The sequence below is a fragment of the Bradyrhizobium sp. LB14.3 genome, assembly GCF_040547985.1.
Taxonomy (GTDB): Bacteria; Pseudomonadota; Alphaproteobacteria; order Rhizobiales; family Xanthobacteraceae; genus Bradyrhizobium.
On sequence record NZ_JBEPQT010000017.1, the window covers coordinates 33,440 to 49,839 of the forward strand.

Here is a 16,400-nt window from a genome sequence, read left to right on the forward strand (position 1 = left end):
TCCATGCGACCGGCTGTTCCAAGAGTGCTGGCGCCCAGAATGGCTATGACCGCTTCATCCCGCGCGCCGCAGGCCGGTGGAAGCTCCGATACCGAACGCTCGCCCTTCGTCCGGCTGAACGAGCTGCTGGCGCCGCATCAACCCGGCAAGCCCTTGATTTCGCTTGCGGTCGGCGAACCGCAGCATCCGGTGCCGGACTTCGTCGGCCCGGTGCTGACCAAGCACATCGCCGATTTCGGCCGTTACCCCGCGAACAAGGGAACCGACCCGTTCCGCAAGGCGGCGGGCGCCTGGCTGTCGTCGCGCTTCAAGCTGCCGCGGCCGCTCGACCCAGAGAGCGAGATTCTCGTCCTCAATGGCAGCCGCGAGGGGCTGTTCCTCGCCGCGATCGCGGCCGCGCGCTATCTCGGCCCGCGTCCCGGCAAACCCGCCATCCTGATGCCGAACCCGTTCTATCCGGTCTATGGCGCGGGCGCCGGCGCCGCCGCTTGCGAGCCAATCTTTCTGCCGACCACGGTCGAGAACGGTTTTCTGCCCGATCTCGACGCGATCGACGAGGCGACGCTGGCGCGCACGGTGGCGTTCTATCTGGCGTCACCCGCCAATCCGCAGGGCTCGGTCGCGTCGCGCGATTATTTCACGCGCCTGAAGAGCCTCGCCGATCGCTACGGCTTCGTGATCCTCAGCGACGAGTGCTATTCCGAAATCTACACCCGCGAGGCGCCGGGCAGTGCGCTGGAATGCGCCGGCCCCGACTTCACCCGCGTGGTTGCGTTCCAGTCGCTGTCGAAGCGCTCCAACCTGCCGGGCATGCGCGTCGGTTTTGCCGCCGGCGACAAAAAATTCATCGGCATGTTCCTCGAGCTGCGCAACATTGCGGCGCCGCAGGTGCCGGTTCCGCTCCAGCATGTCGCGACAGTTGCTTACGGCGACGAGGCGCATGTCGAGGAGAATCGCAGGCTCTACCGGATCAAGTTCGATCTCGCCGACCAGATCATCGGCAATCGTTACGATTATCGCAGGCCCGATGCCGGCTTCTGCGTCTGGCTCAACACGTCCGAAATCGGCGACGACGTGTCTGTGTGTCTAAAACTCTTCACGGAAGCAGGCGTGCGCGTGGTGCCCGGCAGCTATCTGGCGCGGCTCCAGCCCGACGGCTTCAATCCCGGGGCAGGCTACATTCGCCTCGCACTGGTGCAGGATGGCGAGACCACGGCGCAGGCTCTGCACCGTCTGGTCGAGACTCTGGGTTAGGCGGGGCCCATGAGCATGTCGGCAATCGAACGTGTCATTCCCTTGGTCGGCCATCTGCCGCCCTCGATCCGCGAGGGGCTGGCGCGGCGTGTGCGCGAGCTCAGCGGTCTCGGCCTGATCACCTTGTCGGGCGTCGCCTCGGCGGCGATGATGACCTGGTCGGTGCAGGATCCGAGCCTCAGCCACGCGACCTCGCGGCCGATCCGCAACATTCTCGGCTATGCCGGCGCGATCGGCGCCGACCTTGCGATGCAGATCCTCGGGCTCGGCGCGATCATGCTGGTCCTGACCGTCGCGGTCTGGGGCTGGCGCATGCTGACCCATCGTCCGTTCGACCGCGAGGCGCTGCGGCTCGGCTCCTGGATTCTCTGCACGGTGATCGCGGCAGGCTTCGTCAGCTGCTGGCCGCATGGCGGCGCCTGGCCGCTGCCGACCGGCCTCGGCGGCGTGGTCGGCGATGCCCTGGTGCGCGCGCCCGCGGTGATTTTCGGACCGCCGGGCACGATCTATCGCATGGTGCTGGGCACGATCCTGTTCGCCGCGATGGCGGCGACCTTCCTGATCGCCTGCGGCCTCGGCGCGCGCGAGCATGATGACGAGCTCGCGGAGATCGAGGACAATGACAAGCCGCTCGACCAGGACGAGGACAGCGATCGCGGTTCGGTGTCGCTGGGCTGGCTGTTCCACGCATTGATGAGCACGAAGGCACGGCTGATCTGGTTGCTCGGCGCCGCCTACCGCTCGCTGGTCTCGAGCGGACCGAAGACCAAGGCCGTTGCGTTCAGCCGCCATGAGCCGAATCTCGGTGGCGGCCGCGCCGCACCGTCGATCTCGCCGCAGTCCGAAGACGAGCACGACGAGGACGATCACGAAGAAGAGGACGAGGAGGAAGAAGAGGAGGAGCCGGCCGCGCGCGCCCCGCGCAAAAAGGCTGCGCCGAAGGCCGCTTCCAGGAAATCCTCCGACAAGTTCGAGCTTCCGTCCGTGTCCGTGCTGGCCGCCCCCAAGGCCGGCGATCGCCAGCCGCTCAGCAAGGCCGAGCTGGAGGCCAATTCGCGCGCGCTCGAAGGCGTGCTGCAGGATTTCGGCGTGCGCGGCGATATCGCGAAAGCCAATCCGGGTCCCGTCGTCACGCTGTATGAGCTGGAGCCGGCGCCGGGCATCAAGTCGTCGCGCGTGATCGGCTTGGCCGACGACATCGCCCGTTCGATGAGCGCGCTGTCGGCGCGTGTCGCCGTCGTGCCGGGCCGCAATGCCATCGGTATCGAGCTGCCGAACGCGCATCGCGAAAAAGTCTATTTGCGCGAGCTGCTGGTGGCCAAGGAGACAGTCGATTCGGTTGCGAAGCTGCCGCTCTGCCTCGGCAAGACCATCGGCGGCGACCCCGTCATCATCGACCTCGCACGCACGCCACACATGCTGATCGCCGGCACCACCGGCTCGGGCAAGTCGGTCGCCATCAACACCATGATCCTCAGCCTGGTCTATCGGCTGCGCCCGGACCAGTGCCGACTGATCATGGTCGATCCGAAGATGCTCGAACTCTCCGTCTATGACGGCATTCCACACCTGCTCACGCCGGTCGTGACCGACCCGAAGAAGGCGGTGGTCGCGCTGAAATGGGCCGTGCGCGAGATGGAAGAGCGCTACAAGAACATGGCCAAACTCGGTGTGCGCAACATCGACGGCTACAACACGCGCCTGCTCGAATTGAAGGCCAAGGGCGAAGAGCCCACCCGCACGGTGCACACCGGCTTCGACAAGGAGACCGGCAAGGCGATCTACGAGGAAGAGAAACTCTCGCTCGACCCGTTGCCCTACATCGTCATCATCGTCGACGAAATGGCCGATCTGATGATGGTTGCCGGCAAGGACATCGAAGGCGCGGTGCAGCGCCTCGCGCAGATGGCGCGCGCCGCCGGCCTGCACGTGATCCTCGCGACCCAGCGGCCGTCGGTCGACGTCATCACCGGCACCATCAAGGCGAACTTCCCGACCCGCATCGCCTTCCAGGTGACGTCCAAGATCGACAGCCGCACCATTTTGGGCGAGATGGGAGCCGAGCAGCTGCTCGGCCAGGGCGACATGCTCTACATGGCCGGCGGCGGTCGCATCAGCCGCGTGCACGGACCTTTCGCGTCGGACGAGGAAGTCGAGAAGGTGGTGCGCCACCTCAAAACGCAGGGCCAGCCGGAATATCTCGAAGCCGTTACCGCCGAAGAGCCCACTGAGGACGAGGATGGCGCGGTGTTCGACGCCTCCGGCATGGGTGCGGACGGCGGCGGCGATCTGTTCTCGCAGGCCGTTGCCATCGTCAAACGCGACCGCAAGGCCTCGACCAGCTACATCCAGCGCCGCCTGCAAATCGGCTATAACCGGGCCGCATCGCTGATGGAGCGCATGGAACTGGAAGGCATCGTCGGACCCGCCAACCACGCCGGCAAGCGCGAGATTCTGGTCGAGGAAGAAGACAGCCATATGTGAGGCGAGCCGCCTCAGACGACCATTTCACGCAAAAACGTTATCTGCTTTTGGCCGAAATCACGCTAAAAGGGCGCCCAGCCACACAGGACGACGCGTTGATCAGACATCCGGACATTCGATTCGCTGCCATCGTCGCTGCGCGAAGCGCGCGCATGGCCGGCGTGCTTCTCGTCACCGCCGCGATGGTGACCGCGACGTCGTTCGCGCAGACCGTTCCCGTGCCGAAGCCCGCGCCGAAGGGCCGCGATGGCGGTGCCACTGCCGGGGGCCCGTCGATCACCGGCGCGACTCAGACACCGCCGAATCCGGTGATTCCGGATCCGCGCCGCAACGTGCCGAGCAGCATCTTCCAGACCTTCGATGCCAATCAGAAGGCCCAGGCCGCCAAGGTCAGCGCCTACCTGTCGTCGTTGTCGACGCTGGTCGGGAATTTCGTTCAGGTCGGCCCCGACGGCAGCAAGACGCAAGGCGACTTCTACATCCAGAAGCCGGGCAAGGTGCGCTTCGAATATGACGCGCCGAGCCCGATCGACATCGTCGCCGACGGATCGTCGCTGGTGGTGCGCGACCGCAAGCTCGCGACGCAGGACGTCTATCCGCTGTCGCAGACGCCGCTGCGATTCCTGCTGTCCGACCGCATCGACCTGATGAAGGACACCAACGTCGTCAACGTCTCGGCCGACGACGTCTTCGTCAGCGTCACCATCGAGGAGAAGCAGGCGCTGGTCGGCACCAGCCGCCTGATGCTGATGTTCGGCGCCAAGGACGGCCAGTTGAAGCAATGGACCGTCACCGACCCGCAAGGCTACGACACCACGATCGCGGTCTACAATCTCGACACGAGCAAGAAGCTCGATCCCGGCATGTTCAAGATCGACTTCACCAATTACGGCCCCGCGCCGGGCTGAGACCTGCTGGCTGCTCCGACGATCGTCACGCCCGGGCTTGTCCCGGGCATCCACGTTCTGGACCTACAAAAAGGCGTGGATGGCCGGGTCAAGCCCGGTCAGGACGGATGGAGTTTGTTAGATCAATCTCATGCGTTTTTCCCTGACAACCTGGAACATCAATTCGGTGCGGCTGCGCATCGATCTGGTCGCGAAATTTCTCAAGAGCGCGCGACCGGACGTGCTGTGTCTCCAGGAAACCAAGTGCATCGATGACGCTTTTCCGTTGAAGCGCTTCAAGCGGCTCGGCTATGAGCACGTCGCGCTGAACGGGCAGAAGGGCTATCACGGCGTCGCCATCGTCTCGAGGATTCCGTTCGAGTCGAAGGACATCCGCACCTTCTGCGACAAGGTGGATTCACGCCACATCTCGGTGTCGTTCGGAGAGAAGGCCGGGATCGCAAAGCCCCTGGTGGTGCATAATTTCTACGTGCCGGCCGGCGGTGACATTCCCGATCCCGCGCTGAACGAGAAATTCGATCACAAACTCCGCTTCCTCGACGAGATGAAGGCGTGCGAGCCGCTGCATCCGCGCGGCGAGGATCGCCACATTCTGGTCGGCGATCTCAACGTCGCGCCGCATGAGAACGACGTCTGGTCGCACAAGCAGCTTCTGAAAGTGGTCTCGCATACGCCTGTCGAAACCGAGAAGCTGCAAGCCGCGCTCGCAGCCGGCGAGTGGGTCGACATCGCGCGCGAGCGCATTCCGATGTCGGAGAAGGTCTACACGTGGTGGAGCTACCGCTCCGCGGACTGGACCGTCGGCGACCGTGGCCGCAGGCTCGACCACATCTGGGTCTCGCGCGCGCTGAGGGATGCGGTCAGCGATTTCAAGATTCTTCGCGATGCGCGGAGCTGGGAGCGGCCGTCGGACCATGTGCCGGTCACGGTGACGCTGGAGGTGTGATCTTGCAGCCCTGATGGAGCGCAGCGAAATCCGGGCTACGGATGCTTCTCAGGACTACGACGTCAGCTTCGCGCCCGCCATCAGGATATCGCTGGCGATCTGGCTGGAGCGAACCGCGAATTCGTCGCGAAGGCGGACGGCGGCGGCAGGGTCGCTCTCGAGCACGCGCTGAAACAGGCTGCGCGCGACGCGGATGACGGAGGCGTGCTCCAGTGCGATCGCGCTCGACGGACGCTTCATCGGCACCACCAGCGCCAGCTCGCCGATCAGAGCACCGGGACCTGCGATCATCTCCGCGCCGGCACCGTCGTCGACCCGGAAGGCGCCGCGCTGGACCACGAAGCCGGCATCGGCATCGTCGCCGAGATTGAACAGGACGTCGCCGCGGACGAAGTCACGCTGCTCGGAGCCGATCGCCAGCATGCGCAACGAAGCGTCTCCCAACAGGCGCAGTGTCGGGACACGCTCGAGAAGCGCTACATCGTCGTCGATTGACATTCAGGTCCGAGGCTCAAAGGCACGCGATCTAAAACGATTCGCACGCCCCTGAAGCGTATCACGGCACCAGCTTGTAGCCACCGGCTTCCGTGACCAGGATCTCGGGGTTGGCGGCGTCCTTCTCGATCTTCTGGCGAAGGCGGTAGATGTGGGTTTCCAGCGTGTGGGTGGTGACGCCGGAATTGTAGCCCCAGACCTCCTGGAGGAGGGTCTCGCGCGAGACCGGCATCTGGCCGGCCCGGTAGAGGAAGCGGAGGATGGCGGTTTCCTTCTCCGTCAGCCGGACCTTGCGCGCATTGGCGGCGGTCAGCATCTTGGAGCCGGGCCGGAAAGAATAGGGGCCGACCGAGAACACCGCGTCCTCGCTGGCTTCGTGCTGGCGGAGCTGGGCGCGGATACGAGCCAACAGAACCGCGAAGCGGAAGGGTTTTGCGACATAGTCGTTGGCGCCGGATTCCAGCCCCAAAATCGTGTCGGAATCGGTGTCATGCCCGGTAAGCATGATGATCGGAGCCTTGAACCCGCCCTTGCGTAAGGAACGGACCACTTCACGGCCATCGGTGTCGGGCAAGCCAACATCCATCAGGACGAGATCAGGAGCATTGGCCTTCGCGGCGCTCGCGCCCTTGGCGCCGGTATCGACGGCGGAGGCTTCAAATTCCTCGTGCAGCGATAATTGCTCCACCAACGTATCGCGCAGATCGGTATCGTCATCCACGATCAGGATCTTGCGGGCATTGGCCATAGGGGGTCATCCTTTTGGGGTCCGGCGCGGCGCGCATCCATGCTGCACCCAGCCGAGAGGGAAGTTTAGGGGTCGCTGTTATTATTGTTGTTCGTGTTGAAGTAGTGGGCTGTTACCGATTCACAAGCCAGAACCACTCTAACCCAGAATAGCAGGGCGCTTCGATGAATGTCCTGTAATGAATTCGACATTGCACGTTCACATGAAAAACAAAGCTGCTTCAGCTAGTTACACCATGAACCGAGGCGCCGGACCATTGTCCGCGATCCGCATTAAGCCTGCGGCGGGGAATCCATGCCGGGGCTGGCTGACCGCGGGGGCGCTGACGATTCCGGTCGCGCTCGGGCGGGGCGGCATTCTGGCCAACAAGCGCGAGGGCGATGGCGGCACCCCGAGGGGCAGCTTCCGTCCCAGGCGCTTGTGGTGGCGGGGCGACCGGCACAGCCGCCCGCAGACTTTCTTGCCGGCGAGGAGCATCGGCGACACGGACGCCTGGTGCGAGGATCCCGGGGACCGTCATTACAATCAGGGAATCCGGCTCGGCGAGGGGCAGGGCGGTGACCGGCTCAAGCGGACCGACCATCTCTATGACTTCATCATCGAAATCGACCACAACACGAGGCCGCGCATCGCCGGCCGCGGCAGCGCGGTGTTCTTGCATCTGGCCCGCGACAATTTCGGCCCGACCGCAGGCTGCGTCGCGATGACCAAAGCGGCGATGCGACAGTTGCTGCGGCGGCTGGGACCAAAAACAAAAATCATCATCGGGTGAGGATACATGCTCGACGGGGATCAGATCGCCGCCGCATCGCGCGTCCTCGTTCAACATTGGCGCGACGGCACCAAGCTTGACGCGCTGGAGCCACGGTTGCGGCCACAGAGCCGCGCTGAGGGCTACGCCGTGCAGGCTGCGCTCAGCGGGACGTTGTTCGGCTGGAAGATCGCAGCAACGAGCGAGTCCGGACAAAAGCACATCAATGTCGCGGGACCGCTGGCCGGCCGCATCATGAGCGACACCGTGATCGCCGATGGCGGCACGGCTGCGATGAAGGGCAACGCGATGCGCGTCGGCGAGCCTGAGTTTGCTTTCCGCATGGGACGCGATCTGCCGCCGCGTGCAGCGGCGTACACCGTCGACGAGGTGCTGGCCGCCGTGGACGGCTTGCATCCTGCAATCGAGATTCCCGATTCGCGCTTTGCCGATTTCGCAGGCGCCGGCGAGGCGCAGCTCATCGCCGACAATGCCTGCGCGCATCTGTTCGTGCTCGGTGCGGCGACCACTTCGAACTGGCGCGCCATGGATCTCGTCGAGGAGCGGCCGCAGATCACGCTACGCGGCGAGCGCTATCTCGGCCACGGCAAGAACGTGCTCGGCGATCCCCGAATCGCCCTGGTCTGGCTGGCCAACGAACTGAGTGGCCTCGGCATCACCTTGCGGGCAGGGGAGGTGGTGACCACGGGCACGTGCCATCCGCCGCTGCCGATCCAGGCCGGCGATCATCTTGCGGTGGATTTTGGGGTGCTGGGGAAGGTGTCGGTGGGGTTCGCATAGGCGCTACGCGCCCCCGGCGAAATTACCGGTGCCCGAAGATCGCGCTTCCCACACGCACATGCGTGGCGCCGAGCATGATGGCGGTCGCAAAATCCGCGCTCATGCCCATCGAGAGCTTGTTCAATCCATTGCGCGCGGCGATCTTGGCGGTCAGCGCGAAATGCGCCGCCGGCGGCTCGTCCACCGGCGGGATGCACATCAACCCGGAGATCGTCAGCCCGTAGGTGTCGCGGCAGCTCGCGATGAAGGCGTCGGCCTCCCCGGGGGCAATGCCGGCCTTCTGCGGCTCCTCGCCGATATTGATCTGGACGAACAGTTCCGGGTGCTTGTCCTGAGATTCGATTTCCTTGGCTAACGCTTGGCAAATGCTCGGGCGGTCGACCGAATGGATGGCATCGAACAGCGCCACGGCCTCTTTCGCCTTGTTGGATTGCAGCGGCCCGATCAGATGCAGCGCAATATCGGAGTAAACAGAAATTAACGCGGGCCACTTGCCCTTGGCCTCCTGCACGCGATTCTCACCGAATACGCGCTGTCCGGCATCGATGACCGGGGTAATTGCATCTGCTGCGAAAGTTTTCGAGACCGCGATCAGCGTCACGGAGGCACGTTCGCGCCGCGCATCCGCGCAGGCGCGCGCGATTTCGGCTTCGACCGCGGCGAGCGCGTTTGGTGAATCGCCGGTTACCGGCGCGGCGTTGGCTTCAGTCATGATGTCGCATGGGTTCTGGTTGTTGCGGAGCTAGTTCTAATTTTACCGAGTTCAAGAAAGAGTTTTTGAACCCTTCGCTTTACCTTGGCCGCGGGTGGGCAGCGAAGATGGCAAACGTCAGTTTCAACCGCAAACGAGCGAAACTCAAGCAGGTTCTCGGAATCCGGGCGCGGCTTGCGTTGCTCGCGGTAATTCTGGTGGCGCCCTTGATGTTCGAGCGCATCCGTTCGCTCGAAAACACGCGCACGAAGCAGATCGCGCAGGCCGCAGCTGAATTCACCACCGTCGCAAGGCACAGCGCCGACGCCCAGCGCGAGGTGATCTCGTCAGTCGAGACCATCCTGAAATCTGAAGCCTTCATCCGCGCCTCCGCCGGCGGCATCAGCAAGAGCTGTGACGTGCTGCGCGCGAGCCTGCCGTCGAATCTTCCCTGGATCCGTACGCTTCTGATCGCCGGCCAGGACGGGCGCATCCAGTGCGCCACCAACAACATGTATGTCGGCCTCGATCTCAGTGACCGGCCGTACTTCCAGCAGGCGCAGGAAACCGGCCGCTTCGTGCTGAGCGACTTCATCCTGTCGCGGCCGGTGCTGGCGCCGACCGTGATGGCGGTTTACCCGGTGTCCGCCTTCAGCGGCGTAGCCGATGCCGTCGTGCTTGCCACCGTCAATCTCGACTGGATGTCGAAGGTCATGAGCAATCTGGGTGGCCGCGCCGGCATCACCGCCGTCCTGGTCGACAGCGCCGGCACCGTGCTGGCGGCACCGGCCGACCAGCACAGCGCGGTCGGTCGTCCGCTCGACAACATGCCGCTGATGTCCGCGATCGCCGACAAGGCGCTGCGGTCGGACCAGGACGAGGGCGCATTGTCTTTCCTCGCCGCCGACGGCTCCCGCTGCGCGGTCAGTTATATCCGCATCGCCGGCACCAATGCCCGCCTGATCGCCAGCATCGACGAGGACAAGGTGTCTGCGGCCGTGAGCCGCGACATCCGCACTGCTTATCTCCAGCTCGCTTTCGTCGTCGTGTTCGTCCTGCTCGGCGCGCTGATCGCCGCCGAAAAGCTGGTGATCAAGCCGATCGAGATGCTGGCCGATATGGCCAAGCGCCTTGGCGAGGGCGATCTGTCGGCGCGCGCTGCGCGCAATCGTCTGCCGGCCGAGTTCGTGCCGCTGGCCCGCGCGTTCAATGCGATGGCCGCGCAGCTGAGCCAGCGCGAACGCGAGCTGATGGCGAGCAACGACCGGCTCACGGTGATGGCCTCGATCGACATGTTGTCGGGGCTCGCCAACCGCCGCGGCTTCCAGAGCCGGCTCGACTTCGAATGGATGCGCGCGCAGCAATATGGCAGCGAACTCGCGCTTTTGATGATCGACGTCGACCATTTCAAACTGTTCAACGACACCTATGGTCATCTCGAAGGCGATTCCTGCCTGACCAGGCTCGGCGAGTCGCTGTCCGGCATCGCCGCCGACACGATGGGCTTCGCGGCCCGCTATGGCGGCGAGGAATTCTGCCTGTTGCTGCCGAACACCGACGTGGCGCGCGCCGTCGAAATCGGCGAGCAGGCCCGCGCGGCCGTATTGAAGCTGTGCCTACCGCACATCACTTCCGCCCACATGATCGTCACCGTCTCGATCGGTGTTGCCGCGGCAAAGCCAAACGAGAGTCTGCGCCCCGGCGATCTGATCGAAGCCGCCGACGCCGCGCTCTACGCCGCCAAACACCGCGGCCGCAACAACGTCGTCGAGCACGGCATCACCGTGATCGACAACGGCGCGGCGGAAATGATGATGGCCGGTTGAGGGTTAACCCGCGGCCGCGGCGCGATCGAGCTCGATCTCCGTCACCACACGATTGCGGCCGCCGTTCTTCGCAAGATAGAGCGCGCGGTCGCAGCGCTCGATGAGGTCGGCGGTTGCCTCGCCGATCCGATACTGCGCCACGCCGATCGAAACCGTGATGTCAGGCAGGACCTCGCCGGTCGAGCGACGGGTGATCCTGGATTCCGCGATTGCTCGCCTGATTCGCTCGGCGACCTCGGCGCAGGCGGCCAGATCGGCATCCGGCAGCACCGCGATCAGCTCCTCGCCGCCGTAGCGCGCCGATAGATCCTGCTCGCGGACCTTTTCGCGCAACACCTTTGCCATCAGGCGCAGCACCTGGTCGCCGACGCCGTGGCCGAAACTGTCGTTGAAGGTCTTGAAGTGGTCGATGTCGAGCATCAGCACGCTGAGCGGCTCACCCCAGTCCGCAGTCGCCTGCGCCTTGCGCAGGAATTCATCGAGCGCCCGCCGGTTGGCAAGGCCAGTGAGCGTATCGGTCCGGGCACGCTGCTCGGATTTGGAGAGAGAGTCGCGGATCACGTCGAGCTCGCGGGTCTTTTCCGCAAAGCCCGCCTCGAGCCGAGTCGCGCGGGTGGCCGCGCGGCCCAACTCGTTCATGAGCTGGGCAACCAGTACTTTGGGGTCGACACCGGCGTTGCCCTGGTCGGCGACCTCGTTGATCGCTTGCATCTGGGAGTGATTGTCGGCAATCGCAGTCGCGAGAAAATCCTTCGCCGCACCCATCAGGCTATGCAGCCGCTCGGACGTGTCGACAACGACGGCGCTCACCCGGGGCGCGACGTAGGTCTCGAACAGATCCTGATTGGTCCTGACGTCGAAGGGCCGATTGTGATCAATCAGGAGATCGATCGCGTTGCGCAGATCGTCATGGGTTCCCGCGAAATATTGGAACCAGACGGCGAAATTGGTCGGCGTTGCGGGGATCCGCTGTTCGGCCATGCTCCGCATCGCCCGTCCGGCAATGGACGCGGCATAGTCGTAATCGGGATCGTCGAAGCTGGCGTCCATCACAAGTCTTGAGAGTTCTGGTCGGTCGCAAACTCGCATCGACCCCTTAATCACACCCCAACGCAGCCTCAGTAGTTATGCGGTGCAGCGACGAAGGTTCCCAAATTGCGGCAACCCATTGACCCCTTGAGGACTTCTATGGCCTAGTCCGCCGTCTTTAGACAGCCGAACCCACGAAAACCCAACGATTCCATGACCTCCGAACGTTATAACGCCCGCGACGCCGAACCGCGCTGGCAAGCCGCCTGGGACCAGCAGGCGATCTTCGTCTCCAAGAACGACGATCCGCGGCCGAAATACTATGTGCTGGAGATGTTCCCCTACCCGTCGGGGCGCATCCATATCGGCCATGTCCGCAATTACACGCTCGGCGACGTGCTGGCCCGCTTCATGCGCGCCAAGGGTTTCAACGTGCTGCACCCGATGGGCTGGGACGCTTTTGGCCTGCCGGCCGAGAACGCCGCCATCGAGCGCAAGGTCGCGCCGAAGGCCTGGACTTACGACAACATCGCCGCGATGAAGAAGCAGCTCCGCTCGATCGGGCTGTCGCTGGACTGGAGCCGCGAGATCGCAACCTGCGATCCCAGCTACTACAAGCACCAGCAGAAGATGTTTCTGGACTTCCTGGGCGAAGGCCTCGCCGAGCGCGAAAAGCGCAAGGTGAACTGGGACCCCGTCGACATGACCGTGCTCGCCAACGAGCAGGTGATCGACGGCAAAGGCTGGCGTTCGGGTGCCGTTGTCGAACAACGGGAAATGAACCAGTGGGTCTTCAAGATCACGAAGTACTCGCAGGAGCTGCTGTCGGCACTGGATACGCTGGACCGCTGGCCCGACAAGGTGCGGCTGATGCAGCGCAACTGGATCGGCCGGTCGGAAGGCCTGTTGATCCGCTTCGCGCTCGATGCGGCGACGACGCCGGCCGGCGAGAGCGAGCTGAAGATTTTCACGACGCGCCCGGACACGTTGTTCGGCGCAAAATTCATGGCGATCTCGGCCGATCATCCGCTGGCGCAGGCCGCCGCGGCGAAGAATCCGAAACTTGCCGAGTTCATTGCCGAGATCAAGAAGATCGGCACCGCGCAGGAAGTCATCGACACCGCTGAGAAGCAGGGTTTTGACACCGGCATCCGTGCGGTCCACCCGTTCGATCCCTCCTGGAAGCTGCCGGTCTATGTCGCCAACTTCGTGCTGATGGAATACGGCACCGGCGCCATCTTCGGCTGCCCCGCGCATGACCAGCGCGATCTCGACTTCGTCAACAAGTACAGTCTCGGCAACATTCCGGTGGTGTGCCCCGAGGACCAGGATCCGAAATCGTTCGTCATCACCGACACCGCCTATGATGGTGACGGCCGCATGATCAATTCGCGCTTCCTCGACGGCATGACCATCGATCAGGCCAAGGACGACGTGGCGAAGCGTCTCGAAACCGAGCTGCGCGGCAACGCGCCGGTCGGCGAGCGCCAAGTGAACTTCCGCCTGCGTGACTGGGGCATTTCGCGCCAGCGCTACTGGGGCTGCCCGATTCCGATCATCCACTGCCCCAAATGCGATGTGGTGCCGGTGCCGGACGCCGACCTGCCCGTCATACTGCCTGATGATGCGACCTTCGACAAACCCGGCAACGCGCTCGATCATCATCCGACTTGGAAGCACGTGACCTGCCCGCAATGCGGCGGCAAGGCGCAACGCGAAACCGACACCATGGACACTTTCGTGGATTCGTCCTGGTACTTTGCGCGCTTCACCGATCCCTGGAACGAGAACGCGCCGACGACGCCAGAGGTCGCTAACCGGATGCTGCCGGTCGACCAATATATCGGCGGCGTCGAGCACGCGATCCTGCATCTGCTCTACAGCCGCTTCTTCACGCGTGCGATGAAGGCGACCGGGCACATTGCGCTGGACGAGCCGTTCGCCGGCATGTTCACGCAGGGCATGGTGGTGCACGAGACCTATCAGAAGGCCGACGGCACCTATGTGCAACCGGTCGAGGTCAAGGTCGAGACCGGCGCCAACGGCCGCCGCGCGACGCTGCTGACGTCAGGCGAAGACATCCAGATCGGCCCGATCGAGAAGATGTCGAAGTCGAAGAAGAACACGGTCGACCCCGACGACATCATCGAGACCTACGGCGCCGACGTCGCCCGCTGGTTCATGCTGTCGGACTCCCCGCCCGACCGCGACGTGATCTGGAGCGACGAGCGCGTCCAGGGCGCCTCGCGCTTCCTGCAGCGGCTGTGGCGGCTGGTGAACGACTCCATGGAACCGGGCAAGACCGCGCCGGCGGCTCGCCCGGCCAGCTTCGGCCCGGACGCCACCGCCTTGCGCAAGGCCGCCCATGGCGCGCTGGACAAGGTCACCACCGGAATCGAGCGGCTGCACTTCAACGTCTGCCTCGCCCATATCCGCGAATTCGCCAATACGTTTTCGGAAGTATTGCAGCGCCCCGGCCAGCCCACCCCCGACCTCGTCTGGGCAATCCGGGAGGCCAGCCAGATCCTGGTCCAGCTGTTCTCCCCGATGATGCCGCATTTGGCCGAGGAGTGCTGGCAGGTTCTGGGCCACAGCGGGCTGGTTTCCGAGGCCAATTGGCCCCAAATCGAACGCGATTTGCTGGTTGAAGACAGCGTGACCCTGGTGGTCCAGGTCAACGGCAAGAAGCGGGGTGAGGTCACAGTTGCAACAGCGGCCGAGAATCCGGAAATCGAGGCTGCCGTTTTGGCCCTCGATACGGTAAAACTGGCTCTGGACGGCAAGCCCGTCCGCAAGGTGATTATCGTCCCCAAGAGGATCGTGAATGTTGTCGGCTAGGATCCGCATCGCAGCCCGCTTGCTGGCGGTTGCCGCCTTGGCGGCCCTGACGGCCGGCTGCTTCCAGCCGATGTACGCCGAGCGCACCGACGGCACCCCCGGCCTGCGCGAGAAGCTGATGGGGGTCGATCTGCCCCCGATCGCCAAGGCGAATGCCTCCCGCGAGGCCCGCGTCGGCGTCGAGGTCCGCAACGCGCTGGCCTTTAAGCTCTATGGCACCGCCACCGGCATGCCGCCGACCCACCGCCTTGAGATCCGCTTCTCAAGCAGCAAGTCGTCGCTGATCGTCGATGCCAATACCGGCCTGCCGAGCAGCGAAAACTACGGCCTCGACGCCCAGTACAATTTGATCGAGGTCGTCAGCGGAAAGTCGGTGATGACCGGCACCACGTTCTCGCGCGTGTCCTACGACATGCCCGGCTCCTATCAGCGCTTCAGCCGCAACCGCGCGGTACGTGATGCCGAGGATCGCGCCGCCAACGAGATCGCCGAGAACATCACGACGCGCCTCGCCTCGTTCTTCACCGCGGGCACTTAATTCATCCCGTCATTCCGGGCCGCCCGGAACGACGAACCTCAGGCAACATGGTCGCGCTGCGCGGAAAAGAGATCGACGCCTTTCTCGCCCGCCCCGATGCGGGCCGTCCGATCATCCTGCTCTATGGTCCCGATGCCGGCCTCGTGCGTGAACGCGCCGATGCGCTGATCGCCTCGGCTGTCGACGATCCCAACGATCCCTTCTCGCTGGTCAAGCTCGATGGCGACGAGCTCTCCGCCGAGCCGTCGCGGCTCGTGGACGAAGCGATGACGGTGCCGCTGTTCGGCGGCCGCCGCGCCATCCGCATCCGCGCCGGATCGCGCAGCTTCGCCAGCGGCATCGACACGCTGGCGGAGATGGGCGTGAAGGATTGCCGCATCGTGATCGAGGCCGGCGAGCTGCGCCCGGAATCGCCACTGCGCAAGGCCTGCGAGCGCGCCAAGACGGCCGTCGCGATGGCCTGCTATCCCGACACCGAGCGCGACCTAGCCAAGCTGATGGAAGACGAGCTCCGCATCGCCAATCTGCGCATCGCGCAGGACGCCCGCGCGGCGCTGATGTCGTTCCTCGGCGGCGACCGCCAGGCCTCGCGCAACGAGCTGCGCAAGCTCACGCTCTATGCCCATGGCAAGGGCGAGATCACGCTGGACGACGTGATGGCCGTCGTCGCCGATGCGTCGGAGCTGAAACTCGATCCGATCGTCGACGGCGCCTTCGCCGGCCGACCCGAGACCGTCGAGAACGAGTTCGCCAAAGCCATGATCGCCGGCACCTATCCCGGCGTGATCATCTCTGCGGCGCTGCGTCAGGCGGCGTGGCTGCACAAATCGGCGCTCGCAATCGCCGACGGCACGCCCGCTTCCGCGGTGCTCGACGGCGGCTATCCACGCCTGCATTTTTCACGAAAGCCCGCGGTCGAAACCGCGCTGCGCAATTTCAGCGTGGCGCGGCTCGCCGCCATCATCGAGCAGCTCGCGACCGCTGCGCTCGACACCCGCAAGCAATCCACCCTCGCCGCCGCCATCGCCCAGCGCACGCTGATGTCGATCGCCGCGAACGCGAAGCGGCGGGGCTGAACTTCCGTTCTCTCC

14 protein-coding genes are annotated in these 16,400 nt (G+C 64.5%); 10 read left to right on the forward strand and 4 right to left on the reverse strand.

What is annotated here, in order from left to right; translation table 11 throughout:
- Positions 1–39 precede the first annotated feature (39 nt).
- The 4 genes from ABIB00_RS26435 (at position 40) to xth (ending at position 5,592) form a co-directional block, all read left to right on the forward strand.
- The gene (locus ABIB00_RS26435) at positions 40–1,254 is read left to right on the forward strand and encodes an aminotransferase class I/II-fold pyridoxal phosphate-dependent enzyme (protein WP_354106382.1); all 1,215 of its coding nucleotides are present in this window, start codon (positions 40–42) and stop codon (positions 1,252–1,254) included.
- A gap of 9 nt (positions 1,255–1,263) precedes the next feature.
- The gene (locus tag ABIB00_RS26440) at positions 1,264–3,738 is read left to right on the forward strand and encodes a DNA translocase FtsK (protein ID WP_354106383.1); all 2,475 of its coding nucleotides are present in this window, start codon (positions 1,264–1,266) and stop codon (positions 3,736–3,738) included.
- Positions 3,739–3,890: 152 nt separating this feature from the next.
- Positions 3,891–4,646, forward strand: a complete 756-nt coding sequence (locus ABIB00_RS26445) for an outer membrane lipoprotein carrier protein LolA (protein ID WP_247352892.1) — start codon at positions 3,891–3,893, stop codon at positions 4,644–4,646.
- Positions 4,647–4,776: 130 nt separating this feature from the next.
- Positions 4,777–5,592 (forward strand): exodeoxyribonuclease III, encoded by an 816-nt coding sequence (gene xth / locus ABIB00_RS26450; RefSeq protein WP_354106384.1) that lies wholly within the window; start codon positions 4,777–4,779, stop codon positions 5,590–5,592.
- Between the two features lie 54 nt (positions 5,593–5,646).
- Here the strand turns inward: xth and ABIB00_RS26455 are convergent, their stop codons facing one another.
- Positions 5,647–6,090 carry a cyclic nucleotide-binding domain-containing protein gene (locus tag ABIB00_RS26455; protein ID WP_354106385.1) on the reverse strand — a complete coding sequence of 148 codons (444 nt, stop codon included), beginning with the start codon at positions 6,088–6,090 and terminating at the stop codon, positions 5,647–5,649.
- Positions 6,091–6,148: 58 nt separating this feature from the next.
- Positions 6,149–6,835, reverse strand: coding sequence for a response regulator transcription factor (locus ABIB00_RS26460; RefSeq protein WP_007598630.1), 687 nt, complete (start codon positions 6,833–6,835; stop codon positions 6,149–6,151).
- 202 nt (positions 6,836–7,037) lie between these two features.
- Between ABIB00_RS26460 and ABIB00_RS26465 the strand changes: the two genes are divergently transcribed.
- Complete coding sequence (locus ABIB00_RS26465) at positions 7,038–7,607, forward strand: L,D-transpeptidase family protein (RefSeq protein ID WP_502917885.1); 570 nt, start codon at positions 7,038–7,040, stop codon at positions 7,605–7,607.
- 6 nt (positions 7,608–7,613) lie between these two features.
- A complete protein-coding gene (locus ABIB00_RS26470; RefSeq protein WP_354106386.1) occupies positions 7,614–8,387 on the forward strand; it encodes a 2-keto-4-pentenoate hydratase in 774 nt (257 codons plus the stop codon).
- Between the two features lie 22 nt (positions 8,388–8,409).
- Here the strand turns inward: ABIB00_RS26470 and ABIB00_RS26475 are convergent, their stop codons facing one another.
- A complete protein-coding gene (locus ABIB00_RS26475; RefSeq protein WP_354106387.1) occupies positions 8,410–9,099 on the reverse strand; it encodes a YggS family pyridoxal phosphate-dependent enzyme in 690 nt (229 codons plus the stop codon).
- 107 nt (positions 9,100–9,206) lie between these two features.
- Here ABIB00_RS26475 and ABIB00_RS26480 point away from each other — a divergent pair, with 107 nt between their 5' ends.
- Positions 9,207–10,904 carry a diguanylate cyclase domain-containing protein gene (locus tag ABIB00_RS26480; RefSeq protein WP_354106388.1) on the forward strand — a complete coding sequence of 566 codons (1,698 nt, stop codon included), beginning with the start codon at positions 9,207–9,209 and terminating at the stop codon, positions 10,902–10,904.
- 3 nt (positions 10,905–10,907) lie between these two features.
- Here the strand turns inward: ABIB00_RS26480 and ABIB00_RS26485 are convergent, their stop codons facing one another.
- Positions 10,908–11,954, reverse strand: a complete 1,047-nt coding sequence (locus ABIB00_RS26485) for a GGDEF domain-containing protein (RefSeq protein WP_354106389.1) — start codon at positions 11,952–11,954, stop codon at positions 10,908–10,910.
- Positions 11,955–12,146: 192 nt separating this feature from the next.
- Between ABIB00_RS26485 and leuS the strand changes: the two genes are divergently transcribed.
- Genes leuS through holA form a run of 3 tightly spaced genes read left to right on the forward strand, consistent with a single transcriptional unit; the run spans position 12,147 to position 16,385 of the window.
- Positions 12,147–14,771, forward strand: a complete 2,625-nt coding sequence (leuS, locus tag ABIB00_RS26490) for a leucine--tRNA ligase (RefSeq protein ID WP_354106390.1) — start codon at positions 12,147–12,149, stop codon at positions 14,769–14,771.
- Positions 14,758–15,309 carry an LPS assembly lipoprotein LptE gene (gene lptE / locus ABIB00_RS26495; RefSeq protein WP_247352557.1) on the forward strand — a complete coding sequence of 184 codons (552 nt, stop codon included), beginning with the start codon at positions 14,758–14,760 and terminating at the stop codon, positions 15,307–15,309. Before leuS ends, lptE begins: the two co-directional genes overlap by 14 nt.
- Before the next feature lie 47 nt (positions 15,310–15,356).
- Positions 15,357–16,385, forward strand: coding sequence for a DNA polymerase III subunit delta (gene holA, locus ABIB00_RS26500; RefSeq protein ID WP_354106391.1), 1,029 nt, complete (start codon positions 15,357–15,359; stop codon positions 16,383–16,385).
- The last annotated feature ends 15 nt before the right edge of the window (positions 16,386–16,400 follow it).

Coding starts and splice junctions, on each gene's coding strand:
- ABIB00_RS26435 (WP_354106382.1), top strand. CDS start 40: ATGGCTATGACCGCTTCATCCCGCGCGCCGCAGGCCGGTGGAAGCTCC.
- lptE (WP_247352557.1), top strand. CDS start 14,758: ATGTTGTCGGCTAGGATCCGCATCGCAGCCCGCTTGCTGGCGGTTGCC.
- ABIB00_RS26455 (WP_354106385.1), bottom strand. CDS start 6,090: ATGTCAATCGACGACGATGTAGCGCTTCTCGAGCGTGTCCCGACACTG.
- ABIB00_RS26485 (WP_354106389.1), bottom strand. CDS start 11,954: ATGGACGCCAGCTTCGACGATCCCGATTACGACTATGCCGCGTCCATT.
- holA (WP_354106391.1), top strand. CDS start 15,357: ATGGTCGCGCTGCGCGGAAAAGAGATCGACGCCTTTCTCGCCCGCCCC.
- ABIB00_RS26465 (WP_502917885.1), top strand. CDS start 7,038: ATGAAAAACAAAGCTGCTTCAGCTAGTTACACCATGAACCGAGGCGCC.
- ABIB00_RS26440 (WP_354106383.1), top strand. CDS start 1,264: ATGAGCATGTCGGCAATCGAACGTGTCATTCCCTTGGTCGGCCATCTG.
- ABIB00_RS26460 (WP_007598630.1), bottom strand. CDS start 6,835: ATGGCCAATGCCCGCAAGATCCTGATCGTGGATGACGATACCGATCTG.
- xth (WP_354106384.1), top strand. CDS start 4,777: ATGCGTTTTTCCCTGACAACCTGGAACATCAATTCGGTGCGGCTGCGC.
- leuS (WP_354106390.1), top strand. CDS start 12,147: ATGACCTCCGAACGTTATAACGCCCGCGACGCCGAACCGCGCTGGCAA.
- ABIB00_RS26470 (WP_354106386.1), top strand. CDS start 7,614: ATGCTCGACGGGGATCAGATCGCCGCCGCATCGCGCGTCCTCGTTCAA.
- ABIB00_RS26445 (WP_247352892.1), top strand. CDS start 3,891: ATGGCCGGCGTGCTTCTCGTCACCGCCGCGATGGTGACCGCGACGTCG.
- ABIB00_RS26480 (WP_354106388.1), top strand. CDS start 9,207: ATGGCAAACGTCAGTTTCAACCGCAAACGAGCGAAACTCAAGCAGGTT.
- ABIB00_RS26475 (WP_354106387.1), bottom strand. CDS start 9,099: ATGACTGAAGCCAACGCCGCGCCGGTAACCGGCGATTCACCAAACGCG.